This window comes from Kitasatospora sp. NPDC029312 (assembly GCF_055569215.1).
This window is the reverse complement of the sequence record NZ_JBVHXY010000044.1, coordinates 15,763-38,528: the sequence shown is the minus strand read 5'-3', so window position 1 is coordinate 38,528 and position 22,766 is coordinate 15,763. Positions and strand designations below refer to the sequence as shown.

Annotated in this window: 23 protein-coding genes; 10 read left to right on the top strand and 13 right to left on the bottom strand. The window is 74.2% G+C overall.

Annotated features, from left to right (window positions below; all coding sequences use genetic code 11):
• Positions 1-11 precede the first annotated feature (11 nt).
• From ACZ4WV_RS28695 to ACZ4WV_RS28670, 6 genes are all read left to right on the top strand, one after another.
• Complete coding sequence (locus ACZ4WV_RS28695) at positions 12-425, top strand: roadblock/LC7 domain-containing protein (RefSeq protein ID WP_465751537.1); 414 nt, start codon at positions 12-14, stop codon at positions 423-425.
• Positions 422-769 (top strand): DUF742 domain-containing protein, encoded by a 348-nt coding sequence (locus ACZ4WV_RS28690; RefSeq protein WP_465751536.1) that lies wholly within the window; start codon positions 422-424, stop codon positions 767-769. Before ACZ4WV_RS28695 ends, ACZ4WV_RS28690 begins: the two co-directional genes overlap by 4 nt.
• Positions 747-1,373 (top strand): GTP-binding protein, encoded by a 627-nt coding sequence (locus ACZ4WV_RS28685; RefSeq protein WP_465751535.1) that lies wholly within the window; start codon positions 747-749, stop codon positions 1,371-1,373. Before ACZ4WV_RS28690 ends, ACZ4WV_RS28685 begins: the two co-directional genes overlap by 23 nt.
• Complete coding sequence (locus tag ACZ4WV_RS28680) at positions 1,370-2,896, top strand: cytochrome P450 (RefSeq protein WP_465751534.1); 1,527 nt, start codon at positions 1,370-1,372, stop codon at positions 2,894-2,896. The genes ACZ4WV_RS28685 and ACZ4WV_RS28680 overlap by 4 nt, the downstream gene beginning before the upstream one ends.
• The gene (locus ACZ4WV_RS28675) at positions 2,860-3,975 is read left to right on the top strand and encodes a cytochrome P450 family protein (protein ID WP_465751533.1); all 1,116 of its coding nucleotides are present in this window, start codon (positions 2,860-2,862) and stop codon (positions 3,973-3,975) included. The genes ACZ4WV_RS28680 and ACZ4WV_RS28675 overlap by 37 nt, the downstream gene beginning before the upstream one ends.
• A 155-nt stretch (positions 3,976-4,130) precedes the next feature.
• Entirely contained in the window at positions 4,131-4,388 is a 258-nt protein-coding gene (locus ACZ4WV_RS28670) for a hypothetical protein (RefSeq protein WP_465751532.1), read from the top strand.
• A gap of 104 nt (positions 4,389-4,492) precedes the next feature.
• Here the strand turns inward: ACZ4WV_RS28670 and ACZ4WV_RS28665 are convergent, their stop codons facing one another.
• Together ACZ4WV_RS28665 and ACZ4WV_RS28660 are read right to left on the bottom strand one after the other, a co-directional pair.
• Positions 4,493-5,302, bottom strand: a complete 810-nt coding sequence (locus tag ACZ4WV_RS28665; protein ID WP_465751531.1) for an isocitrate lyase/PEP mutase family protein — start codon at positions 5,300-5,302, stop codon at positions 4,493-4,495.
• Positions 5,303-5,319: 17 nt separating this feature from the next.
• Positions 5,320-5,811: a carboxymuconolactone decarboxylase family protein gene (locus tag ACZ4WV_RS28660; RefSeq protein ID WP_465751530.1), complete on the bottom strand. Its 492-nt coding sequence runs from the start codon at positions 5,809-5,811 to the stop codon at positions 5,320-5,322.
• A gap of 150 nt (positions 5,812-5,961) precedes the next feature.
• Between ACZ4WV_RS28660 and ACZ4WV_RS28655 the strand changes: the two genes are divergently transcribed.
• From ACZ4WV_RS28655 to ACZ4WV_RS28645, 3 genes are all read left to right on the top strand, one after another.
• Positions 5,962-6,747 carry an NRDE family protein gene (locus ACZ4WV_RS28655; protein ID WP_465751529.1) on the top strand — a complete coding sequence of 262 codons (786 nt, stop codon included), beginning with the start codon at positions 5,962-5,964 and terminating at the stop codon, positions 6,745-6,747.
• A gap of 149 nt (positions 6,748-6,896) precedes the next feature.
• Positions 6,897-7,172 carry a hypothetical protein gene (locus ACZ4WV_RS28650; protein ID WP_465751528.1) on the top strand — a complete coding sequence of 92 codons (276 nt, stop codon included), beginning with the start codon at positions 6,897-6,899 and terminating at the stop codon, positions 7,170-7,172.
• A gap of 99 nt (positions 7,173-7,271) precedes the next feature.
• On the top strand, positions 7,272-8,189 hold the full coding sequence (locus tag ACZ4WV_RS28645) for an undecaprenyl-diphosphate phosphatase (RefSeq protein ID WP_465751527.1): 918 nt from the start codon (positions 7,272-7,274) through the stop codon (positions 8,187-8,189).
• A 30-nt stretch (positions 8,190-8,219) separates the two neighbouring features.
• On the opposite strand, the gene ACZ4WV_RS28640 is transcribed toward ACZ4WV_RS28645, so the two are convergent.
• Together ACZ4WV_RS28640 and sigJ are read right to left on the bottom strand one after the other, a co-directional pair.
• Entirely contained in the window at positions 8,220-9,044 is an 825-nt protein-coding gene (locus ACZ4WV_RS28640; RefSeq protein WP_465751526.1) for an alpha/beta fold hydrolase, read from the bottom strand.
• Between the two features lie 95 nt (positions 9,045-9,139).
• Complete coding sequence (sigJ, locus tag ACZ4WV_RS28635) at positions 9,140-10,021, bottom strand: RNA polymerase sigma factor SigJ (protein WP_465751557.1); 882 nt, start codon at positions 10,019-10,021, stop codon at positions 9,140-9,142.
• Between the two features lie 242 nt (positions 10,022-10,263).
• Here sigJ and pdxR point away from each other — a divergent pair, with 242 nt between their 5' ends.
• Complete coding sequence (gene pdxR, locus ACZ4WV_RS28630; RefSeq protein WP_465751525.1) at positions 10,264-11,733, top strand: MocR-like pyridoxine biosynthesis transcription factor PdxR; 1,470 nt, start codon at positions 10,264-10,266, stop codon at positions 11,731-11,733.
• A gap of 90 nt (positions 11,734-11,823) precedes the next feature.
• On the opposite strand, the gene ACZ4WV_RS28625 is transcribed toward pdxR, so the two are convergent.
• From ACZ4WV_RS28625 to ACZ4WV_RS28585, 9 genes are all read right to left on the bottom strand, one after another.
• Positions 11,824-12,003 carry a DUF6126 family protein gene (locus ACZ4WV_RS28625; protein ID WP_465751524.1) on the bottom strand — a complete coding sequence of 60 codons (180 nt, stop codon included), beginning with the start codon at positions 12,001-12,003 and terminating at the stop codon, positions 11,824-11,826.
• A 50-nt stretch (positions 12,004-12,053) separates the two neighbouring features.
• Positions 12,054-12,725: a helix-turn-helix domain-containing protein gene (locus ACZ4WV_RS28620; protein WP_465751523.1), complete on the bottom strand. Its 672-nt coding sequence runs from the start codon at positions 12,723-12,725 to the stop codon at positions 12,054-12,056.
• Positions 12,726-12,805: 80 nt separating this feature from the next.
• Positions 12,806-14,539: a pyruvate dehydrogenase gene (locus ACZ4WV_RS28615; RefSeq protein WP_465751522.1), complete on the bottom strand. Its 1,734-nt coding sequence runs from the start codon at positions 14,537-14,539 to the stop codon at positions 12,806-12,808.
• Positions 14,540-14,668: 129 nt separating this feature from the next.
• The gene (locus ACZ4WV_RS28610) at positions 14,669-17,074 is read right to left on the bottom strand and encodes a glycoside hydrolase family 65 protein (RefSeq protein ID WP_465751521.1); all 2,406 of its coding nucleotides are present in this window, start codon (positions 17,072-17,074) and stop codon (positions 14,669-14,671) included.
• A complete protein-coding gene (locus tag ACZ4WV_RS28605; RefSeq protein WP_465751520.1) occupies positions 17,071-17,820 on the bottom strand; it encodes an HAD family hydrolase in 750 nt (249 codons plus the stop codon). The genes ACZ4WV_RS28610 and ACZ4WV_RS28605 overlap by 4 nt, the downstream gene beginning before the upstream one ends.
• A gap of 123 nt (positions 17,821-17,943) precedes the next feature.
• The gene (locus tag ACZ4WV_RS28600; protein ID WP_465751519.1) at positions 17,944-18,744 is read right to left on the bottom strand and encodes a VOC family protein; all 801 of its coding nucleotides are present in this window, start codon (positions 18,742-18,744) and stop codon (positions 17,944-17,946) included.
• Between the two features lie 191 nt (positions 18,745-18,935).
• A complete protein-coding gene (locus ACZ4WV_RS28595; RefSeq protein ID WP_465751518.1) occupies positions 18,936-19,385 on the bottom strand; it encodes an SRPBCC family protein in 450 nt (149 codons plus the stop codon).
• A gap of 148 nt (positions 19,386-19,533) precedes the next feature.
• Entirely contained in the window at positions 19,534-21,243 is a 1,710-nt protein-coding gene (locus ACZ4WV_RS28590) for an LCP family protein (RefSeq protein WP_465751517.1), read from the bottom strand.
• A gap of 366 nt (positions 21,244-21,609) precedes the next feature.
• Positions 21,610-22,596 (bottom strand): helix-turn-helix transcriptional regulator, encoded by a 987-nt coding sequence (locus ACZ4WV_RS28585; protein ID WP_465751516.1) that lies wholly within the window; start codon positions 22,594-22,596, stop codon positions 21,610-21,612.
• Between the last annotated feature and the right edge of the window lie 170 nt (positions 22,597-22,766).

Sequence of the window (22,766 nt, the reverse complement as noted above, 5' to 3'; positions counted from 1 at the left end):
CGGAGAGTTCCATGACCACCACCCCCGACCTCGGCTGGCTGCTCGCCGACATCATCGCCGTCCCGCAGGTGCAGCACGCCGTCGTCGTCTCCAACGACGGCCTGGAGATCGGCCGCAGCGCCGACATCCCGCGCGAGGACGCCGAGCGGCTCGCCGCCGCGTGCTCCGGCTTGCAGTCGCTGGCCCGCGGCGTCGCGACGGGCTTCGGCGGGCCGGGCAGTGCCACCCGCCAGATCATCATCGAGTACGGCGGCGGCTACCTGTTCATCGTCGCCGCCGGGGCGGGGGCGCACCTGGCCGTGGTGGCCGGCGAGGCGGTGGACGCCGGGCTGGTCGCCTACCAGATGCAGGTCCTGGTCGAGCGGATCGGCACCCACCTCACCAGTCCGCCACGGGTCGACCACGGGGCCGGGAGCCAGCGGTGAGCGGGCCCGTCCGGCCCTACGTCATCACCGGCGGCCGCAGCCGCCCCTCCCGGGCGGACCTGGCCGTCGAGAGCCTGGTCAGCGCGTTATCCGAGCCCCCGGAACTGCCCGAGGACGTCCTGCTCAACCGCGAGCACCGGCGCATCCTCGGGCTCTGCCACAGCCTGCTGTCGGTCGCCGAGGTGGCGGCCCACCTGGGGCTGCCGCTCGGCGTCGTCAAGGTGCTGGTCGGCGACCTCCGGGACCTCGGCGCCGTGCAGGTGCTCCCGCCCGTCCCGCAGGCCGAACGCCTGCCCGCAACCCTCCTGGAAGAGGTGCTCGTTGGCCTCCGCCAACTCCGCTGAAGCCCCCGTCGACCTGCCGTCCGAGCCGCAGTACCTGCCGTCCTCGGTGCAGGGCGCGGTCAAGATCCTGGTCACCGGCCCGTTCGGGGTGGGCAAGACCACCCTGGTCGGCTCGCTCAGCGAGATCACCCCGCTGCGCACCGAGGAGACCATGACCGCCGCCAGCAGCGGCGTGGACGACCTCACCGGGCGCAGCGGCAAGACCACCACGACGGTCGCGCTGGACTTCGGCCGGATCACCCTCAACTCCCGGCTCGCGCTCTACCTGTTCGGCACGCCCGGGCAGCAGCGGTTCTGGCCGCTGTGGGACGACCTGTCGCGCGGTGCGCTCGGCGCCATCGCGATGGTGGACCTGCGGCGGCCGGACGAGAGCTTCGACGTGCTGGGCCGGCTGGAGGAGCAGCGCATCCCCTTCGCGGTGGCGGTCAACACCTTCCCGGACACGCCGAGTTACCCGGAGGAGGAGCTGCGCTCCGCGCTGGACGTGCTGCCGGACGTGCCGATCCTGTACGCCGACGCGCGCGACCGGCGGCAGGCCTACGACCTGCTGATCGACTTCGTGGACCACCTGCACCGCAGCTCGCTCCTGGAGCTGCAGCGGTGACCGCCCCCGAGCCGCCGCGGGCCGCCGGCTGCCCGGTCGCGCACGGCGGAACGGGCTACGGCGGGGCCGGGTACGGCCAGGCGGGGCACGGCGGGCCCGGACCCGGCGGGCCCGGACAGGGCGGACCCGGACACCGCGCGCCGCTGACCCCGCTGTACGGGCAGGCCGTCGCCGACGACCCGCACGGCCTGTACGCCCGGCTGCGCGAGCGCTACGGCCCGGTCGCGCCGATCGAGCTGGAGCCGGGTGTCGAGGCCTGGCTCGTCATCGGCTACCCCGAGCTGCTCGAACTCACCCGCAACGAGGCGCTGTTCTCCAAGGACTCGCGGCACTGGCGGGTGCCCGCCGAGGGCCGGCTCGCCCCGGACTCCCGGCTGCAGCCGATGACCGCCTGGCGGCCCACCCTGCTCAACCTGGACGGCGCCGAGCACCAGCGGCTGCGCGCCGCCGTCTCGGACACCCTCGCGCAGATCGACCACCGGCAGCTGCGCGAGACCACCGAGGCCGCCGCCGACGGCCTGATCGACAGCTGGGGCCCGGACGGCACCGCCGACCTGATCGGCCAGTACGCCCGGGCGCTGCCGCTGCTGGTCTCCACCCAGCTGATCGGCCTGCCCATCGGGGCCGGGCCGCGGATGGTCGAGCTGATCAGCCACTTCGTGGACAGCGGGCCCGAATCGGTGCGCGCCGCCGGGGAGTTCCAGGCGACCCTGGCCGACCTGGTGCGCCGCCGCCGGGCCGAGCCCAGCGCCGACCTCACCTCCTGGCTGCTCGCCCACCCGGCCGGGCTGAGCGACGAGGAGGCGGTGCACCACCTCGTGGTGCTGATGGTCGCGGGCAACGAGACCTGCATCAACTGGATCGGCAACACGCTGCGGCTGCTGCTGACCGACCGGCGCTTCCGGGCCACCCTCACCGGCGGGCGGCTGACCGTCTCCGACGCCCTGGAGGAGGTGCTCTGGCGCGACCCGCCGACGCAGAACTTCCCCGGCCGCTGGGCCACCGGCGACACCGTGCTCGGCGGCCAGTACATCAGCGCCGGCGACATGCTGGTGCTCGGCCTGGCCGCGGCCAACGCGGATCCGGCCGCCCAGGGCGCCGCCTCCGCCGCGCAGGGCTCGCTCGGCGGCAACCGGGCGCACCTCGCCTGGGGCGCCGGCCGGCACGTCTGCCCGGCCCAGCACCCCGCCCGGATCATCGTCGAGACCGCCGTCGAGACCCTGCTGCACCGCCTGCCGGACCTCCAACTCGCCGTGCCGGCGGGCGAGCTGGCCTGGCGGCCGTCCCCGTGGTCGCGGGCGCTGGTCGCCCTGCCCGTGCTGTACAGCGCCTTCACCCCGCCCCGCCCGCCCGCCCCCGAGAGGCCCGCATGGTCACCGCCGCAGACTCCGCCGGAAGCCGCCCCGAGCCCCTCCGGCTCGACCCCTTCGGACGCGACCAGCACCGGGAGAACGCCCGACTCCGGGCAGCCGGGCCAGCGGTCCTGGTGGAACTCCCTGGTGGGGTGGTGGTCTGGGCGGTGACCCACCACGACACCCTGCAGTCGCTGCTGGCCGATCCGCGGGTCGGCAAGAACGCCGGGCTGTGGACCACGTTCCGGGAGGGGCGGCTGCCGGAGGGCTGGCCGCTGCTCAACTTCGTCACCGTTCCCGGCATGGTCACCGCCGACGGCGAGGACCACCGGCGGCTGCGCGGGCTGGTCAGCCAGGCCTTCACGCCGCGCCGGATAGCCGCGCTGGCCCCCGCGATCGAGGCCCGGACGGTCGCGCTGCTGGACGCCGTGGCCGAAGTGGCCGAGCGGGACGGGGAGTTCGACCTGCGCGAGCACTTCGCCTACCCGCTGCCGATGCAGGTGATCGGCGAACTGCTCGGGCTGGCGGTGGAGCAGCAGGACGAGTTGCACGCGCTCTCCGACACCCTGGTCTCCAGCTCGGCCACCCCGGCGGCGGCCGTCGCCGCCCAGCGGGGCCTGAACGCGCTGCTGGCCTCGGTGGTGGCGGCCAAGCGGGCCCGGCCCGGCGACGACCTGACCACCGACCTGATCGCCGTTCGGGAGGCCGGGGAGGGGCTCAGCGAGGCCGAACTCGTCGGCACCCTGCTGCTGATGCTGGTGGCCGGGCACGAGACCACGCTCAACCTGATCACCAACGCGGTACGGGCCCTGCTCGCCCACCCCGACCAGCTGCGGCTGGTCCTGGACGGTGCGCAGCCGTGGTCGGCGGTGGTGGAGGAGACCCTGCGCTACGACTCGCCGGTCGGGCAGTTCCCGCTGCGCTACGCGGTCGAGGACATCGAGGTCGGCGACGTGGTGATCCGGCGCGGCGAGGCGCTGCTCGCCTCGTACGCGGCGGCCGGGCGCGACGCGGGGCACTACCCGGACGCCGACCGCTTCGACGTGACCCGGCGGCCGCTGCGGCACCTGTCGCTGGGACACGGCCCGCACTTCTGCCTCGGCTCGGGGCTGGCCCGGCTGGAGGCGGAGACGGCGCTGCGGCACCTGTTCGCGCGGTTCCCGGGCCTGGCGCCGGCCCCCGGGCGGGTGGACGAACCGATCGGTTCGTTCGTCAGCAACAGCGTACGGACCCTGTGGGTGACGGTCTGAGGTGAAGGCCTGAGGAGACGGCCGGGGCGGGCGGCCGGGGCGGGCGGCCGGAGCGGGGCGCTCGGAGAGTGGCGGTCGGGGGGAGTGACGGCCGGGAGGAGTGACGGTCCGGGCCTGCCGGTTACCTGAGGGCGGCCCCGGTCGTTCGGCAGGGCATGAAGAAACTCGCCACCCTCGCCGCCCTCACCATGGCGGGCCTCGCCCTCGCCGCGCCGGCGGCGTCCGCCGCCACCCAGACCGCCGCCTCGCCGGACGCCACCGGCGGCCTCACCGACGGTCTCAACCTCTCCCCCGCCGACATCGCCCTCAAGACGGCGGGCAAGCTCCCGGTGGTCGGGCACACCGCCGATGAGGTGGAGGCCATCGGCACCAACCAGATGACCCACCCGGGGCTCAGCGGGCAGATCGGCTGACTCCCCCGCTCGACGGCCGACCCGCCGCCCCACTGACCCGCCGGCCCGCTGGTCGGCCCGACCGGCTGACCGACCCCCGTACGGCCAGCCGGTCGACGCGGGGCTCAGTCCGCGCAGAGTTCGTTGAGCTCCTGGTACGTCAGTCCGCCGTCCAGGGAGGTGTACGTGCCACTGGCGTACACCTCCTCGGCCGCGCGGCGGACCGCCGCGTACGCCGCCTTGGCCAGGCCGGGGCCCAGGCTGATCCGGGCCACGCCGAGCTTCGCCAGTTCGGCGACGGTCGGGGAGCCGGGGCCGGCGAGCACGTTCAGCGGCGCGGGCACGGCCGCGACCAGGGCGGCGATGGTCTCCGGATCGGCGACGCCGGGGACGAACACGCCGTCCGCGCCCGCCTCGACGTACATCCGCAGCCGGCGGACGGCCTCGTCGAGCCGGCCCTCGGGCTCGCCGAGGCCGCGCAGGAAGACGTCGGTGCGGCCGTTGACGAAGAGGTGCACGCCCGCCGCGCCGGCGGCCGACCGGGCGGCCGCGATCCGCTCGGCGGCCGTCTCCGGGGCGTCCTCGGCGTCCTCCAGGTTCACGCCCACCGCACCGGTGGCGAGCAGCGCGGCGATGGTCTCGCCGACCCCGGCGGGGGTGTCCGCGTAGCCGGTCTCCAGGTCCGCGGTGACCGGCAGGCCGACCGAGCGGACCACCTCCGCGGTCCGGGCCAGCACCTGCGCGCGGTCGGCACCGCCGCCGTCCGGGCTGCCGAGCGACCAGGAGACGCCGGCGCTGGCCGTCGCCACCGCCGGCGCCCCGGCGGCGGCCACCAGCCGGGCGCTCGCCGCGTCCCACACGTTGGCCAGTACCAGCGGCCGGCCCGGGCGGTGCAGGTCCTTGAGCAGCCGGGCCCGGTCCCGCCGGGTGGTCATGGCCGTCTCCGGCCCGTTCACTTCGCCGCCGGGCTCAGCCGGGTGGCCACGCCGAGCCGGTTCCAGGCGTTGATGGTGGCGATCAGCGCGATCAGCTGGGCGAGTTCGGTCTCGTCGAACTGCGCGGCGGCCTCCTGGTACACCGCGTCCGGTACGTGTCCCTGGGTGAGCAGGGTGACCGACTCGGTGAGAGCCAGCGCGGCGCGCTCCCGGGCGGTGAACCAGGGGGTCTCGCGCCAGGCCGGGAGGGAGAGCAGACGGTGGTCCTGCTCGCCGTTCTTGCGGGCGTCGGTGGCGTGCATGTCGATGCAGAAGGCGCAGCCGTTGATCATCGACGCGTGCACCTTGACCAGTTCGGCGAGCACCGGGTCGACGCCCTGCCGGGAGGCCCGGTCCACGGCGATCATGGCCTGGTAGTAGGCGGGGGCGAGGTCCGGGATCGCGAGGCGCTGCTCCGGCGCCGGCACCGGGCCCCCGGTCGTGGTGGCGGTCTCGTTCGTCGTCGTCATGACTGCCAGCGTAGAAGCGCGGTGGCCTGCCGCCCTGGTGCATTCGGCACCGTTTTCCTTGGGCCATTTCCGCCGAGCGAACAGGAGTGCGAGGATCGCTGAGGGGGCCGCCGGGACTCCGCCAGGCCGAGACTAGGGGGAGACGGGACCGTGTGCACGGCGTTCGTCAGCATCGAGCCGGGGGCGGCGGCACCCGTGCTGCTGCTGTCCGTCCGGGACGAGTACCTCGGGCGCGGCTGGCTGCCGCCCGACCACCACTGGCCGGACCGGCCCGGACTGCTGGGCGGCCTCGACCTCGCGGCCGGCGGCACCTGGCTGGCCGTCGACCCGGACCGGCGCACCGCCGCCTGTCTGCTGAACGGCTTCGGCCCGTCCGCGCCCGCCCACGCCCGGCTCAGCCGCGGCGAACTGCCGCTCACCGCCGTCCGGGACGGCGGGATCGGACACCTCGACCTCGCCCCGTACGATCCCTTCCACCTCGTCCAGGTCAGCCCCGACGGCGCCCTGGTCACCAGCTGGAGCGGCGAACGGCTGGAGCAGCGCCGACTGCCCACCGGACTCAGCGTGGTGCTCAACGACGGGCTGGAGGGCGCGGACGCCGACCGCACCGCCTCGGCACGGATCCGGACCCTGCTGGCCGCGCGCGCCGCCCACTTCCGGGCCCGGTTCGCCGCCGTGCCCCGGCCGCAGCCGACCGCCGACGGGACGGCCGCCGCGGCCTGGGGCGGCTGGCTCCCGGTCGTCACCGGCGACGGGCTGGCGCCGGACGAGGACGCCGCGCTGATCCAGCGGCGGGACTTCGGCGACGGGCGGATCTGGGGCTCCTCCTCGATCTCCCTGCTGGCGATCGGACCGGGGCTGCTGCGCTACGACTTCGCGGCGGCGCCGGTCCCGGCGGACGGGTCCGGGTGGCGGCGGGTGGCCGCGAGGACCTGAGCCTGACCGCGACGCGGGCCGTGACCGCCACTTGAGCCTGACCGCGCCTTGAGCGTGCCGACGCCTTGAAGCCCGGCGGACTTGAACCTGACGCTGCGGGAGGCGGCATGGTGGGCGTCCGTCGCCCACCCGCCCCGAAGGAGTCCGCGATGCCCGCGCTGCCCGCGCCGGACCGGCCCCGCGCCCGCCTCCGCCCCCGTCGCCGCCGCCCGTCCGCGCTGCTGCCCGCCGCCCTGGCCGTCGCCCTGCCGCTGCTGGGCACGCCCCTCGCGGTGACCGCCGGAGTGCTGCTCGGCGACGCCGTGCACCGGGCGCTCCCGGCCACCGCCGTACCCGGCGCCCTGCCGGGGGTCGTGTCCGGCACGGTGGCCGGGGTGCTGGTCCGGGGACTCGGGGCCGGTGTCGCCCAGGCGTACGGTCGATGAACTTCCGGCGGCAGGGCTGCCGGGTGTCTACATGCCCGTAGTAGCTTCGCGGAGGCCACCGGGATCGGCCGGCCGCAGACCCCCGAGCGAAGGTGCGCGATGTCCACCCTGACCTACCCGGAAGCGATAGGCGTCGGCCTGCTGCAGGGTGTGACGGAACTCTTCCCGGTCTCCAGCCTCGGCCACAGCATCCTGCTGCCGGCCCTGATCGGCGGCAAGATCCAGCAGGACCTCGACATGACCGCTGACGGCTCCTCCTACCTCGCCGCCCTGGTCGCCCTCCACCTGGCCACCGCGCTCGCCCTGGTGGTGTTCTTCTGGCGGGACTGGGTCCGCGTGGTCAGCGGCCTGATCAGCTCCGCCCGCTACCGCCGGGTGCGGACCCGGGACGAGAAGCTCGCCTGGCTGCTGATCATCTCCACCATCCCGGTCGGGGTGGCCGGACTCGTCCTGGAGAAGGCGCTGCGGCACGCGCTCGGCAAGCCCGTCCCGGCCGCCGTCTTCCTCGCCCTCAACGGGCTGGTGCTGCTCGGCGCCGAGCGGCTCAAGCGCGGTGGCACCGGCCGCCGGCGGGCCGGGCACGCCGCCCCGGTGGACGAGCCGGGCATGGACCCGGCGATCGCCTCCGACCACCGGCTGACCAGGCTCGGCTACGGCCAGGGCGCCTGGATCGGCGCCGCCCAGATCCTCGCGCTGTTCCCCGGCATCAGCCGCTCCGGCGTCACCATGAGCGCCGGCATCCTGCGCGGCCTGCACCACGAGGACGCGGCCCGGTTCTCCTTCCTCCTCGCCACCCCGGTCATCCTGGCCGCGTCGGTGCTGAAGGTGCCGGAGCTGTTCAAGCCGGAGAACTCCGCCGTGCTCGGCCCGGTCGCCGCGGGCAGCGTCGCGGCCTTCGTGGCGGGCTACGTCTCGGTGCGCTTCCTCACCAAGTACTTCGAGACCCGCAGCCTGACGCCGTTCGCGGTGTACTGCTTCCTGGCCGGCGTCGCCAGCGCGGTCTACCTGTCGGTCTGAGCCGCCGGAGCCCCTGAGCCGCCGAGCCGCTCAGAGGCTCGCCACGGCCGCGAGGATCACCTCGGCGACGGCCGCCGGCTGCTCGACCAGGACGAGGTGGCCGGCGTTCGGGACCGTCACCATGGTCACCTGCGGGCAGGCCTCCAGGGCCTCCCGCTCGGCCGGCTGGAGGCCGATCTCGTCGTGGTCGCCGCGGACGATCCAGGTCGGCAGGCCGGTGGCGCAGAGCCGGTCGACCAGGTTGCCGTACCGGTCCAGGTACTCGTAGTACCGCCGGACGACCTGCCGCGCGAAGGCCGGGTCGGTCGTGCCGACGTCACCGGACAGCGCCTGCGCCCGGGCCGGCGGCAGACTGTGCTTCATGGCCGTCGGCATGGCCTTCATCATCCCGGCCCAGGCCAGCGCCCCCAGCCCGGGCACGTGGCCCACGTGGTCCATGACGGTGAGGAACGTCGCCTCGTCACGCCGGGAGAAGGTCGGCGACAGCAGCACCAGGGGACCGGAGAACAGGCCGGCTGCGGCCGTCTCCAGCACGACGTTCGCCCCGAGGCTGTGGCCCACCAGGACGTCGCAGCCGCGCTCGGCGGCGAACCCGGCCATCAGGCGGGCGTAGTTGTCCATCGACAGGTCCTCGGGCGGGGTCGTCCTTCCGAAGCCCGGCTGCGTCACCGCCGTCAGGCCCACCCCCGAGGAGGCGAGGGCGGGCTCGGCCATCACGTCCTCGTACCAGACCGCGCTGCACATCCCGCCGGGCAGCAGCATCACCCGGTGCGGGGCGTCGGCCGGACCGGCCTCCCGGACCTCCCAGCCGTCGCCCCGGTGCCCGTCGCGCTTCCCGTCCACGTGCTCGTCCATGCGGCAGAGTCTGGGCTCGCGCCCCGGCCCCGGCGGGGACTGTGCTCCGATCGGAGTGTGTCGGCCGCCGGGGCCGGGCCGGTGGGGGCGGACCGTCAGGCCGTGAGGCCCAGGGCGGCCAGCCGGGCCGGGTCGGTGAGGATGTCCATCGCAGTGATCCGGCCGTCGTGGATGGTGAACGACATGACCGACAGCGGCAGGCCCTCGGCGAAGGAGACCACCCCGGGCGAGCCGTTGACCAGCACCAGGCGCCCCTCGGCGGCGAAGCGGGCGAAGATGATGGCCTGCGCGGCGACGTCGGCGGCGCCCCGGCGCAGCACGCTCGGCACCAGCGTGCCGCCGTCGGAACGGGCCACCACGTCCGGGTCCAGCAGTCTCAGCAGCGCCTCGAAGTCGCCGCCCCGGGCGGCCGTCAGGAAGGCCTCCACCACCTCGCGCTTGCGGGTGTCGTCGGAGTCCGCGGCCGGGGTGGCGCCGTGCACCCGGCGGCGGGCGCGGGAGGCCAGCTGACGGGTGGAGGCGGAGGTGCGGCCGAGCACCTCGGCGATGCCGTCGAAGGGCACGTCGAACATGTCGTGCAACACGAAGGCCACCCGCTCCGCCGGGGAGAGCGTCTCCAGGATCACCATCAGCGCGATCCCGACCGAGTCGGCGACGAGGATCTCGTGCACCGGGTCCGGCGCCGCCAGTCCGCTGACCACCGGGTCCGGCAGCCGCACCTGCCCGTCCTGCTCGGGCATCGGGTCCTCCCGGCGGGATGCGCGGGAGCGCAGTTGGTCCAGGCAGATCCGGCCGACCACGGTGGTCAGCCAGGCCCCGAGGTTCCTGACCCCGCTCACGTCGCTGCGGCTCAGCTTCAGCCACGTCTCCTGCACGGCGTCCTCGGCCTCCGCGACCGATCCGAGCATCCGGTAGGCCACGGTCCGCAGTTGGGGGCGCTCCGCCTCGAAGCGCTCGGCCAGTACGTCGGCCGGCACCCCGGCCGGCACGTCGGCCGGAGCTTCGGTCCGGGAACTTTCCTCGCTCACGTGTCACATCCTCGCGTCGGGATCCGTCGGATCACTGACGGACGCTAACCCAACCGGAGGAGGCCACGGTGACCACCGTCGCCCCCAGCACCCCCGGCTCGCCCGTACCGCCCGCACGGTCGGCGCCGCCCGTACGGAGCACCCGGCGATGGTCCTGCGCGTCGGCCGCGACCGGCCGGCGGCAGGCGAGAATGAGGCCCGTGAACGGCTCCTGGACCTCCTTCGGCGGCGACCTGCACCTGGACCTCACCGAGCGCCGTGCCGCCGGCGCCGGGCTCCGGGCCGCCCTGGAGGACGCGCTGCGGCAGGCCGTGCAGGACGGCCGGCTCGCCCCCGGCACCCGGCTGCCGTCCTCCCGGGCCCTCGGCGAGGACCTCGGGATCGCCCGCAACACCGTCGTCGAGGCCTACGGCCAGCTCACCGCGGAGGGCTGGCTCAGCTCCCGGCAGGGCTCGGGCACCACCGTCGCCCGGCGGCCGCTGCCCGCGCCCGTCGGGCGGGACGCCCGTCCGCAGCGGCAGCCGAGGCCCCGACCACGGGCCGTCCGGCACGACCTGACGCCCGGACGGCCCGACCTCTCGCTCTTCCCCCGCACCGCCTGGCTCGCCGCCGCCCGCCGGGCCCTGGCCACCGCCCCGCACGAGGCCCTCGGCTACGGCAGCCCGCTGGGCCGGATCGAGCTGCGGGAGGCGCTCGTCCACTACCTGGCCCGGGTCCGCGGCGTGCGCACCGACCCCGACCACCTGCTCGTCTGCACCGGCGTCCAACAGGGCCTGGGCCTGGTCTGCGCGGCCCTGCGGGATGGCGGGGCACGCTCGCTCGCGGTCGAGGCGTACGGGCTGCCCCCGCAGCACGCCGTGGTGCGGGCCGCCGGGCTGGCCACCGTCCCGCTGCCGCTGGACCGCGAGGGCGCCCGGACCGACCGGCTCGGCCACCCCGAAGAGCTCGGCCGCCCGCACGCCGACAGCGCCGCCGTACTGCTCACTCCCGCCCACCAGTACCCCACCGGCGCACCGCTGTCCGCCGACCGCCGGGCGGCCGCCGTGCGGTGGGCGCGCGAGCAGGACCGGTACGTCGTCGAGGACGACTACGACGGGGAGTTCCGCTACGACCGGCAGCCGCTCGGCGCGATGCAGGCGCTCGACCCGGAGCGGGTGGTGTACGCGGGCACCGCCGCCAAGAGCCTCGCGCCGGGCCTGCGGCTGGCCTGGCTGGCCCTGCCGGACGCGCTGGTCGAACCGGTCGCCCGGCTGAAGACGCTGGCCGACAGCATGTCCCCGGTGCTCGACCAGCTGACCCTGGCCGAGCTGATCACCTCGGGGACGTACGACCGGCACGTGCGGCGCTGCCGCCTGCACTACCGGCGCCGCCGCGACCGCCTGGTCGCCGCCCTGGCCGAACACGCCCCGCACGTGCGGGTCACCGGCATCGCCGCCGGCCTGCACGCCTTCCTCGAGCTCCCGCCCGGCTCCACGCCCGAAGCCGAACTCCTGGCCCGCGCCGAGGCCGCCGGGCTCGCCCTCAGCGGCCTCGCCTGGCACCGGGTCGCCCCGTCCGACGAGAGCGCCCCACCCGCCCTGGTGATCGGCTACGCCACCCCGCCGGAACACGCCTTCCCGGCGGCCCTGGCGGCGCTCTGCGACCTGCTGCGCGGGGCCTGACGGGCGGGGGGCGGAGCAGCCGGGCGCCCGCCTCCCACGGGGGTGGGGGCGGGCGCTTCGGGGCCGGCGCTGCGGGGCGGGCCGGGTCGGCTACTTGTTCCGGCTGCCCAGTTCGAACAGCAGCATGATGAAGCCGGCGAAGGCGTGGATGCCGGCGGTGTAGATCACCAGGCGGAGGTAGACCCGCTTGTTGGCCCACTTGCCGGCGTCCATGGTCTTCGGGCCGGCGGCGGTGTCAGCGGCGCCGGTGGTGGCGGTGGGATCGGCCACGGGGATCTCCTCCGGGGGGTCTGACGGCGGGCCAGAGGTCTGACGGCTGGTCAGTGGGCGGCGGCGGGGCCGCCGCCGAGGCAGAGCTCGCCGCCGGGGCTCTGCAGCAGGGTGTGGATGAAGAGCAGTTCGACGCCGTTCTCGGATTCGGCGGCGATGCAGTGCGGGGTGAGCGAGTCGTAGTGGGCGGAGTCGCCGGGGGCGAGGTGGTGGACGCGCTCGCCGAGGGTCAGCCGGAGCCCGCCGCGCAGGACGTACAGCCATTCCTCGCCGGGGTGCACCCGGACCACCGCGTCCTGGACGCCCGGCGGGACGTGCACCCGCAGAGCCTGCATGGCGCGCCCGGGGGCGCCGGCGCGGCGGTAGCCCCAGCCGCCGGCCCGGCCGGGCTCTATGGCGCCGCCGCGGACCACCGGGTCCGGCTCGGCCATGGTCTCGCCGAGCAGGCCGGAGACGGAGGTGCCGTAGGCGCGGGCGAGGCCGAGCAGGACGGGCAGGGAGGGCTGACGGCGGCCGGTCTCCAGCCGGGACAGATAGGCTGGGGAGAGTCCGACCCGCGCCGCGGCGACCTCCAGGGTGAGGCGGCTGCTGAGCCGGTGCTCGCGGAGGCGGGCGGCGAGGCCGGCGGCTTCCTGGTCGTCGAGCGGTACGGCCTGCTCGACCCGCTCGGCCTGCTCGCTCCGCTCGCCGGTGACGGGGGCGCCGGTGGGGCTGGTGGTCATGTGACCAGTGGACACCTCACGTGCCGGACGGGCAAGGAATTTGCCTCAGAGGCAAAACGCCCCCAGCACAGGCGCTGCGCTCACGGCCGGGGAATGTTGCGCAGGTTGCTGCGGGCCAGGTCGATCATCCGCCCGACGCCGCCGGAGAGCACCGTCCGCCCGGCCGCCAGGGCGAAGCCCTTCAGCTGGGCGGCGGTGATGTAGGGCGGGATGGACAGCGCGTTGGGGTCGGTGACGATGTCGACCAGCGCCGGCCCCGGCCGGTCCAGCGCCTCCGCCAGCACCTCCCGGACCCGGCCCGGTTCGGTGACCCGCTTGGCCGGGATGCCCATCGCCCGCGCGATGCCGGCGTAGTCCACGTCCCCGTTGTCGATCTCGGACTCGGGGTAGCCGGAGACCAGCATCTCCAGCTTGATCATGCCGAGCGCGCCGTTGTTTAAGACCACCGTCTTCACCGGCAGTCGGTACTTGGCCACCGTGAGCAGTTCGCCCAGCAGCATGCCGATCCCGCCGTCGCCCGCCATCGCGATCACCTGCCGTCCGGGGCAGGCGAGTTGGGCGCCGATGGCGTGCGGGAGGGCGTTGGCCATCGAGCCGTGCAGGAAGGAGCCGATCACCCGGCGGCGGCCGTTCGGCTGGAGGTAGCGGGCGGCCCAGACGTTGTTCATGCCGGTGTCCACCGTGAACACGGCGTCGGCGGCGGCCACGTCGTCCAGCACCGAGGCGACGTACTCGGGGTGGATCGGCAGGTGCTTGTCGATGTCCCGGGTGTAGGCGCCGACCACGTCCTCCAGCGCCCGGCAGTGCTTCCTGAGCATGGCGTCCAGGAAGCTGCGGTCGCCCTTCCCCTCGAGCAGCGGCAGGACGGCCCGCAGGGTGGCCGCGACGTCCCCGTGCACGGCCAGCTCCAGTGCGGTCCGCCGGCCCAGCCGGGTGGCGTCGTGGTCGACCTGGACGGTGCGGGTCTGCGGGAGGAAGGAGTCGTACGGGAAGTCGGTGCCCAGCAGCAGCACCAGGTCGGCGGAGTGCAGCGCCTCGTGGCAGGCCCCGTAGCCGAGCAGGCCGCTCATCCCGACGTCGTACGGGTTGTCGTACTGGATCCACTCCTTGCCGCGCAGCGAGTGCCCGACCGGCGCCTTCAGGACCTGCGCGGCCTCCATCACCTCGGCGTGCGCGCCGCGCACCCCGGCGCCGCAGAACAGCGCGACCTTGCGGGCGGCGTTGAGCAGCCGGGCCAGCTCCTGCACCTGGGACCAGGGCGGTGCGGCGACGGCCTGCTCGGTGAGGAAGTGGCTGGTGCCGGTCGGTCCGGCGGCGGAGTGGGCGGCGACGTCCCCGGGGAAGGCGAGCACCGAGACGCCGTGCGAGCCGAGCGCGTGCTGGATCGCGATCCGCAGCAGGCGGGGCAGTTGGGCGGGGGTGGTGAGCATCTCGCACCAGTTGCTGCAGTCGGTGAACACCCGCTCGGGGTGGGTCTCCTGGAAGAAGCCGGTGCCGATCTGCCCGGACGGGATGTGCGAGGCGAGGGCGAGCACCGGCAGGCCGCTGCGCTGGGCGTCGTACAGGCCCTGGATGAGATGGGTGTTGCCGGGGCCGCAGGAGCCGGCGCAGACCGCGAGGCGGCCGGAGAGTTCGGCCTCGGCGGCGGCCGCGAAGGCGCCGGCCTCCTCGTTGCGCACGTGCACCCAGCTGATCCCCTCGGCCCGGCGGATCGCGTCGACGACGGGATTGAGGCTGTCGCCGACGACGCCGTAGACCCGCTCCACCCCGGCCTGCCGGAGCACCTCCACCATCTGTTCGGCCACGCTCGCCACGGGTGCACTCCTTCGGTCGACGCAGTCCACCTGCACCCTCCGACGGGAGGGCGGTGCGCTGCACCCGGGGTGGGCCCAACGGGTGAGGGCCGCTCCACGGCGGGAGCGGCCCTCGACCGGCCCGGGCGGCTACTCCGCCGCCAGGTGGTCGGTCTGCCCCAGCTTGCCGGCGGCCAGGCCCGCCTGCGGCTGGCGGCGGGCGGGTTCCCGGCCGGGGGGCTGGGCGCAGCGTTCCTGGGCGGGCGGGGCGGTGGTCGGCAGGGTGACCGGGGCGCCGGCCTTGACCTGCACCAGTTCGCCGTCGTGCCACAGGTGCATCACCTCGCCGCGGCGCAGCGTGTAGGTCGTCCCGTCGTGGCTGATCCGCACGCCGAGCAGGTTGTCGCGCGCCAGCAGCGAGAAGCTGAGCCGCATCAGCCCGGGGGGCAGCCGGGGGCGGAAGGAGAGGGTCTCGGTGTGATCGCGCAGGCCGCCGAAGCCGGCCACCAGGGCGATGCAGGCCCCGGCGAGCGAGGCCATGTGCAGGCCGTCGCGGGTGTTGCCGCCGAGGTCGTGCAGGTCCATCAGGGCGGCTTCGGCGGTGTAGTCGTACGCGAGGTCGAGTTGGCCGACCTCGGCGGCGATGACGGCCTGGGTGCAGGCGGAGAGCGAGGAGTCGCGGACGGTGAGGCGCTCGTAGTAGGCGAAGTTGCGGGTCTTCTGCTCGTCGGTGAAGGCGTCGCCGCGGACCTGCATGGCGAGCACCAGGTCGGCCTGCTTGACCACCTGCTTGCGGTAGAGGTCGAAGTACGGGTAGTGCAGCAGCAGCGGGTAGTTCTCGGGCGGGGTGTTCTCGAAGTCCCAGATCTGGTGGTGGGTGAAGCCGTCGGCCTGCGGGTGGACGCCGAGGTCCTCGTCGTAGGGGACGTACATCGCGGCGGCGGCGTCGCGCCAGGCGGCGGTCTCCTCGGTGTCGACGCCGAGGGCGGCGGCCTCGCGCGGATGGCGGACGGCGGCCTCGGCCGCCTCGCGCAGGTTGCTCTGCGCCATCAGGTTGGTGAACACGTTGTTGTCGGCGACGGCGCTGTACTCGTCGGGGCCGGTGACGCCCTCGATCCGGAACTTCCCGGCGACGTCGTGGTGGCCGAGCGAGCGCCACATCCGGGCGGTCTCCACCAGGATCTCCAGGCCGTAGACGCGCTCGAACTCCGCGTCCCCGGTGGCCCGGACGTACCGGGCGACGGCGGCGGCGATGTCCGCGCCGATGTGGAAGGCGGCGGTGCCGGCCGGCCAGTAGCCGGAGCACTCCTCGCCGCGGATCGTGCGCCAGGGGAACACCGCTCCGGCGAGGCCGAGTTGGGCGGCGCGGTCACGGGCGAGCGGCAGCGTGGTGTGCCGCCAGCGCAGCGCCTGGTTGACGGCCCCGGGCAGGCAGTAGGTGAGCACCGGCAGGACGAAGGTCTCGGTGTCCCAGAAGCTGTGCCCGTCGTAGCCGGGGCCGGTCAACCCCTTGGCGGGGATGGCGCGTTCCTCACTGCGGGCGCCGGCCTGCAGCACGTGGAAGACGGCGAACCGGACGGCCTGCTGGAGTTCGACGTCGCCCTCGATCTCGATGTCGCTGGTGTTCCAGAACTCCTTGAGGAACTCCAGCTGTTCGGCGACCAGGCCGTCCCAGCCGGTGTACCGGGCGGCGGTCAGCGCGGCCTCCACCTGGTCCCGGACGGCGGGCAGCGAGCGGGTGGCGGACCAGCCGTAGGACATGAACTTGACCAGCCGCAGCCGCTGCCCGGCCCCCAGCACCGTGGTGACGCTGATCCGGCAGTGGTCGGCCTCGGCCTCGGCGACGGTGTCGAGCCGCTCCGGCCCCTCGATGACGTGGTCCATCCCGGCCGCGACCCGGATGCCGCTGAAGCGGGTGCGGTGCACCAGCACGGCCTTGGTGCCGCTGGCGTGGTGCGCCTCGGCCTGGAGGGGCGCCTCCAGTACGGCGGCGGCGCGCGGGTCCCCCTCGGGGCCGCCGGGCAGCTGCTCGTTGGCGACCAGCTCGGACTGGAGCACGATCCGCACCGGCCCGTCCACCGCCTCGACGCTGTACTCCACGGCGGCGATGGCGCGCTGGGTGAGCGAGACGAGCCGGGAGGAGCGCACCCGGATCGTCCGCCCGGCCGGGGAGCACCACTCGGCCTCGCGGTGCAGCATGCCCTCGCGGAAGTCCAGCCACCGTTTGTGGCTGATGAGTTCGCCGTAGCGCAGGTCGAAGGGCTCGTCGTCGACCAGCAGCCGGATGATCTTGCCGTTGGTGACGTTGATGACGCTCTGGCTGGACTCCGGGTAGCCGTAGCCGCCCTCGCCGTAGGGCAGCGGGCGGAGTTCGAAGACACCGTTCAGGTAGGTGCCGGGCAGGCCGTGCGGCTCGCCCTCGTCCAGGTTGGCGCGCAGGCCGATGTGCCCGTTGGAGAGGGCGAAGACGGACTCGGCGCGGGCCAGCCCGCCCAGGTCCAGGCCTTGTTCGGCGATCTGCCAGGGATCGATCGTGAAGTTGTCCGCAGGACTCATGCGTCCCCGCCCCCCAGCAGTTCGGAAAGGTCGTCCACCACCACGGTGGCGCCGTCGCGGCGGAGTTCGTCGGCCTGGCCGGTGCGGTTGACCCCGACCACCGCGCCGAAGCCGCCGGCCCGGCCGGAGGCGACCCCGGCGAGCGCGTCCTCGAAGACGGCGGCGTGCGCGGGGTCGACGCCGAGCTCCCGGGCCGCGAACAGGTAGGTGTCGGGGGCGGGCTTGCCCGGCAGGCCCTGCTCCTTGGCGACCACGCCGTCCACGATCACGTCGAAGAGCTCCAGGATGCCCGCCGAGCGCAGCACGTCCCGGCAGTTGGCGCTGGAGGAGACCACCGCGCTGGGCAGCCCGAGCGCGCGAAGCCGGTGCACGTAGGCGACGGAGCCGTCGTAGGGCTGCACGCCCCGCTCGCGGATCAGCCGCAGCACGGTGTCGTTCTTGGCCCGGCTGATCCCCTGCACGGTACGGGCGTTCGGCGGGTCGTCCGCCGTCCCCTCGGGCAGGTCGATGCCCCGGCTGTGCAGGAAGGCCCGGGTGCCGTCCAGGCGTGGTCGGCCGTCCACGTAGGTGTCGTAGTCGGTGACGGCGTCGAAGGGGACGAACTGCCCGCCGCTGCGGGCGGCTTCGGCGCGCAGGAAGGCGTCGAAGGTGTCCTTCCAGGCCGCGGCGTGCACCGTTGCGGTCTGGGTGAGCACCCCGTCGAGGTCGAAGAGGAATGCGCGGATGTCGTCCGGTAGGCCCAGCATGGGTGCAGTCTTACCCGGATCGCGGGGGGATACCGCCCATTCCCGGCGGCGCGTCGCGGGAAGGGCGGCGTCCGGCTGCCGTACCGTCGGCCCGGCTCCGGGCCGTCGTCGCCACGGCCGTCACTACGGCGAGTCGGGCATCTGCGCCTCGGGCGCCTGGATCACCGCGAAGGCGGCGCCCTGCGGGTCCCGGACCACGGCCATCCGGCCGGACTGCATGTCGAACGGCGGCTGGATGACCGAGCCGCCCGCCTTGACCACGGCGTCCACCACGGAGTCGGTGTCATCCACCGAGAAGTAGGTCATCCAGTGCGAGGGCGTGTCGCCCGACAGGTACCCGGGGATCTTCTGCATGCCGCCGACCGTGCGGTCCGCGACGTTCAGCGAGTAGTAGCCGTCCATGCCCTGGATCGTGGCCGGGCGCAGCCCCAGAGCGGGCTGGTAGAAGCGGCCGGCCGCCTCGGTGTCGGAGGTGTTGAGCTCGTTCCAGACCAGCGCGCCGGGCTCGTTGACCACACCCGCGCCGATGAAGTCCATGGCCTGCCAGACGCCGAACACCGCGCCGGTCGGGTCGGCGGCGACCAGCATCCGGCCGAGCGTGCCGACGTCCGCCGGGTCGAAGAGGATCGTGCCGCCGGCGGCGGCGATGGACTCCTTGGCCGCGTCGACGTCGTCCGAGGCGATGTGGGTGGTCCAGGCGACGGGCGGCACCGGCTGGCCCTCGGGCGCCGACTGCCCCATGATCCCGGCGACCGGCCGGTCGTTGAGCGTGCACACGGCGTAGCCGCCGAACTCGGCCGGGCCGACCTCGCCCTGCCAGCCGAACAGGTCGCGGTAGAAGTCGAGCGCGGCCTGCTGGTCGCTCGCCATCAGATCGGTCCAGCACGGGGTGCCGGGCTTGTACGGATCGGTCACTACGGGCATTGCTGGGCCTCCCGGAGGCGGTGGTGGCCGGCTGTGGTCGTCAGGCGGGCGGCGGCCCGGCCCGACCGGTGGAGCCGTCCGCGCGGACGGCCGTACGACGGGGTCACACCGCCCACCTTCGGTCCGCCGTCGCGGATCCGCCACCGGACGGCACCCTGGCGGGCGACCGGTTGCGGGGCGGCACCGGGCGCTCACTCGCCGTCGTGCCGCCTGGCGGTGACGAAGTACGGCTGCACCTTGCCGCTCTGCGCGTAGTCCTTCAGCCGGACGAGGAGTTCCGCCCAGGTGCCGGCCACCGCCGGGACGCCCTCCTCGCTGCCCGGCTGCCAGCCGCCGTGCCGGAACAGCAGCCGGGTGCGCTCGGGTGCGCCGGGCTGGTCGGCGAGGTCCCAGCTGATCCAGGTGCCGGCCCAGTGCGGCGGGAAGGCGCCGGCGTTGGCCCACACCACCCGGTCCTGGTCGGCCCGCTCGCGGCGCAGCCGGAAGGGCTCGGGGACGTCGGGGAAGTCGAGGAGCAGGACGTCGCCCTCGCGGTCCACGGCGGTGGTCCACCAGCCGGTCAGCCCGTCGTGGGTGTCGAGCGCGTCGAGCACGACGGCCCGGGGCGCGGCGATGTCGAGCCGCATGGCGATCTCGGGCATGGGGTCCGCCTTTCGGACAGCGTCTTCGGTGCCGCGGGGCCCCCACCGGGGCACGGGCCCCAGGGCCACCATGGCACGGCCCCCGGGCCGACGCGCCCCGGCGGGCGGTCGGCCCGGGGGCCGTCCCCGTGCCGTCCGGTGGCGGGGGTCAGCCGCCGCTGCCGTAGGTGGTGTTCGCGCAGATGTCGTCGTCCGCCGAGCGGGCGTCGTTGGTGACAGTGGTCGGCAGCGGCTGCGGGGGCGTCGGGGTGCCGGGGGTGGCGGCGGAGGCCGACCCGCCGGTGGCGCCGGTTCCGAGGCCCATGGCCGCCGCGAAGTCCTGGCCGACGATCACCGAGATGCCGCGCGCGCCGCTCGGCTCCAGGCTGGCGCCCGGGAACAGGGCGGCGACCTTCTCGGCGTTCGCCTTCAGGCTGGAGCTGTACTCGATCGTGGTGGTCTTGTACTTGGTGCTCGCCGCCTGGCCCGCCGTGCTGGCGGTGAACTTGGCGCCCTTGAGCTGCTCGGTCGCCTTTCCGGCCAGGCCGTTGACGACGGTGCCGTTGTAGACCGCCACCTTGATCGCGGAGTTGGCGGGGTCCCCGGCCGAGGCGGGCGGGGTGCCGGGCGCGGCCTGCGACGGCGCGGCGCTCGGGCTGGCGGGGGCGTCGGGCTGCTGGCCGGTGGCGTTCTGGCCGTCGATGGTCTGGTCGGCCTTGAGGGTCTCCCAGAGCTTGTTGGAGTCCGGCTGGACCAGGTCGATGTTGGCGTCCTGGGTGCGGTAGCGCCAGGGCACGGTGACGAACTTGAGGTCGTGCATGTCGATGTTCTTCAGCGACAGGCCGAAGGAGAGCAGCTTGTCCGCGGAGTTCAGCCCCGGGTCGACGGTCAGCGACTTGGTCGCGGCGTCGGCCAGCGGCAGCAGGTTGGTGGGGTTCAGCCCGTCCTTCTTCATCTTGGTGGCGAGCGAACTCATGAAGGCCTGCTGGCGCTTCATCCGGCCGATGTCGGAGCCGTCGCCGATGCCGTGCCGCAGCCGGACGTAGTCGAGCGCCTTCTGGCCGTCCACGGTCTGTTTGCCCTGCGGGAGGACGAGGTCGCCCTTCTTCTTCAGGTTGGGGTTGATGTCGCCCTCGTAGATCGGCTTCGGCAGGCAGACGTCGACGCCGTTGACGGCCTTGGTCATGGCGGCGAAGCCGTTGAAGTCGACCACGATGGTGTGGTCGACCCGGATCCCGGTGAGCTTCTCCACCGTGTTCTGGGTGCAGGCCGGGTTGCCGTTGTCGCTGCCGCCGACCGAGAAGGCGGCGTTGAACAGGTCGTTGCCGCCCTTGGTCCACTTGCCGTTGGGCAGCTTGCAGGACGGTATCTGGACCACCGCGTTGCGCGGGATCGAGATGCCCACGGCGTGCTTGTGGTCGGCGTAGACGTGCAGCAGGATCGTGGTGTCCGAGCGGGCGCCGCCGTCCTCGCCGCCGCCGAGGTCGGAGTTGTTGCCGCCCCGGCTGTCGGAGCCGATGAGCAGCAGGTTGACCGGCTTGTTGCCGTCCGCGTCGGCCTTGGACTCCGGGGGGCGGTCGGCGGCGATCGCATCCGCGTCGAAGGACTTGATGTTGGCGTTCAGCTTGAAGTAGATCGCGCCGCCGGTGCCCGCGATCAGCACCAGCACGCCGGCCGCCGACCAGGCGACGATCTTCTTCACGTTCTTCTTGGGCTTGGCGTTCTTGCGCGCCGCCGCCCGTCCGCCGGTGGTGGCGGCGCCGCCGTCCCGGGCGTCCGCCCGGCCGCCGCCCTTGCCCTGCGCGGCCCGGCGGGCCTCCGCCCGGCCGCCGCTGCGGGGCCCGGGCACCGTGCCCGTCGCGTCTTCCGTCGTGGGCACGTCCTCGCCCCGAGCCGGGCTCTCGCCCCTCCGACCTGACATGCGCGTACCTTTCACCGACGGAAGCGACGCCCCGGACGATCTGGCGCACCGCACACAGAAGAGACGGACGAGGCCTCTCCCGGGTTGCACGTACGAAGGTCGGTAGAGACCGACCATCGTGGCTTCCGATCATATGGAGAGCGAAGGCGATCACGGCCCTCAGGTACACCTACGGTCCCGGGGCCGCAGGGGGTTGCCCGACATAACGCCCGAAACCGCCCGATTCGTTGGTCCCCGGGGCAGCCAGGCGTCCACCGTGGCGGGGACGGCCGTCACGGAGGGTGCGCGGGCCTTCCGCCGGTACCAGGAATCGTCGGATGCGCCCTACAGCCAGCCGCGGCGTCCGGCCAGCAGGCCGGCCTCGAAGCGGCTGCGGGCGCCGAGGCGGTCCATCAGGTCGGCCATCATGCGGCGGGCGGTGCGCAGGGAGAGACCCAGGTGCTTGCCGGCCGCCTCGTCGGTGTAGCCCTGGCCGAGCAGGCGGAGGAGTTCCTGTTCCTGGCGGGTGAGGCCCTGCTCGTCACGCTCGCGCGGGGCGCCGAAGGGCGTCGCGTCGGCCCAGGTCTGCTCGAACAGGGACACCAGGGCGGTGAGGACGCCCGGGGAGGAGATCTGGACCGCGCCCTTGAGGGTGTTCGCCGGGTCGATCGGGACCAGTGCCACCCGCCGGTCGATGACCAGCATCCGCAGCGGCAGCGCGGGCACCGTCCGCACCTCGCAGCCCAGCCCGGTCAGCCACTCGGCGTGCTGGACGGTGGCCCGGTCCTTGCGGACCGAGTCCAGGTAGACGGTGCGCATGGTCACGCCCCGGGCGAGCAGCGCCTCGTTGTCGGGTCGGCTGGCTTGGAGGGAGGCGGCGGACTGGGCGCCGCCGGGGCTGAAGGTGAGCAGTTCGTCGCGGACCGAGCCGACCAGCTCCTCCATCCGCGCCTGCACGGTGGCCATCCCGATCAGCCGCTCCAGCCGGGCGTCCTCGTTCGCCGACTCGTCGCGGAACTGGGCGAGCATGCTGGTGATCTCGGCCTGGCGCTGCTCGAATTCCAGTTGGGCCTGCTGCTGGACCGATTCGTAGTACCGCAACAGGGCGGGTAGTCCGACCCTCGGATCCACCGGCCGCAGGCCGCCGGGCGGTTCGCCGGGGACCTCCTCGGTGGGGCGGAGCAGGCGGAGGTCGGCGAGCTGGTCCAGGGCCGCGCGGACCTGCTGCTCGGTCAGGCCGAGCTTCTCGGCCAGCCCATGCGCAGGCAGTTGATGATCGGTCAGCATCAACCGGTAGACCGCCTGCGCGGAGTCGTCGATCCCCCGCATCATCGGCGCAGCACCCCCCGCAGCGTGTCCCGATTCCCGCACTTCGGCGGACAAGTCCGGGCCCGATCATGCCAGGGTGGGGTGGTCGAGACAACCGCGGTGACGCTCCGTTTACGGCCGCCGGAGAGGCTCGCCACAAACGAGGTCACGGGAAGGTAATGGCACCAAGGTGC

Excerpts from the sequence above, each read along its gene's own strand:
- ACZ4WV_RS28695 (WP_465751537.1), top strand. The coding sequence starts at position 12 with ATGACCACCACCCCCGACCTCGGCTGGCTGCTCGCCGACATCATCGCC.
- ACZ4WV_RS28670 (WP_465751532.1), top strand. The coding sequence starts at position 4,131 with ATGAAGAAACTCGCCACCCTCGCCGCCCTCACCATGGCGGGCCTCGCC.
- ACZ4WV_RS28665 (WP_465751531.1), bottom strand. The coding sequence starts at position 5,302 with ATGACCACCCGGCGGGACCGGGCCCGGCTGCTCAAGGACCTGCACCGC.
- ACZ4WV_RS28660 (WP_465751530.1), bottom strand. The coding sequence starts at position 5,811 with ATGACGACGACGAACGAGACCGCCACCACGACCGGGGGCCCGGTGCCG.
- ACZ4WV_RS28650 (WP_465751528.1), top strand. The coding sequence starts at position 6,897 with ATGCCCGCGCTGCCCGCGCCGGACCGGCCCCGCGCCCGCCTCCGCCCC.
- ACZ4WV_RS28645 (WP_465751527.1), top strand. The coding sequence starts at position 7,272 with ATGTCCACCCTGACCTACCCGGAAGCGATAGGCGTCGGCCTGCTGCAG.
- ACZ4WV_RS28640 (WP_465751526.1), bottom strand. The coding sequence starts at position 9,044 with ATGGACGAGCACGTGGACGGGAAGCGCGACGGGCACCGGGGCGACGGC.
- pdxR (WP_465751525.1), top strand. The coding sequence starts at position 10,264 with ATGAGGCCCGTGAACGGCTCCTGGACCTCCTTCGGCGGCGACCTGCAC.
- ACZ4WV_RS28620 (WP_465751523.1), bottom strand. The coding sequence starts at position 12,725 with ATGACCACCAGCCCCACCGGCGCCCCCGTCACCGGCGAGCGGAGCGAG.
- ACZ4WV_RS28610 (WP_465751521.1), bottom strand. The coding sequence starts at position 17,074 with ATGAGTCCTGCGGACAACTTCACGATCGATCCCTGGCAGATCGCCGAA.
- ACZ4WV_RS28605 (WP_465751520.1), bottom strand. The coding sequence starts at position 17,820 with ATGCTGGGCCTACCGGACGACATCCGCGCATTCCTCTTCGACCTCGAC.
- ACZ4WV_RS28600 (WP_465751519.1), bottom strand. The coding sequence starts at position 18,744 with ATGCCCGTAGTGACCGATCCGTACAAGCCCGGCACCCCGTGCTGGACC.
- ACZ4WV_RS28595 (WP_465751518.1), bottom strand. The coding sequence starts at position 19,385 with ATGCCCGAGATCGCCATGCGGCTCGACATCGCCGCGCCCCGGGCCGTC.
- ACZ4WV_RS28585 (WP_465751516.1), bottom strand. The coding sequence starts at position 22,596 with ATGATGCGGGGGATCGACGACTCCGCGCAGGCGGTCTACCGGTTGATG.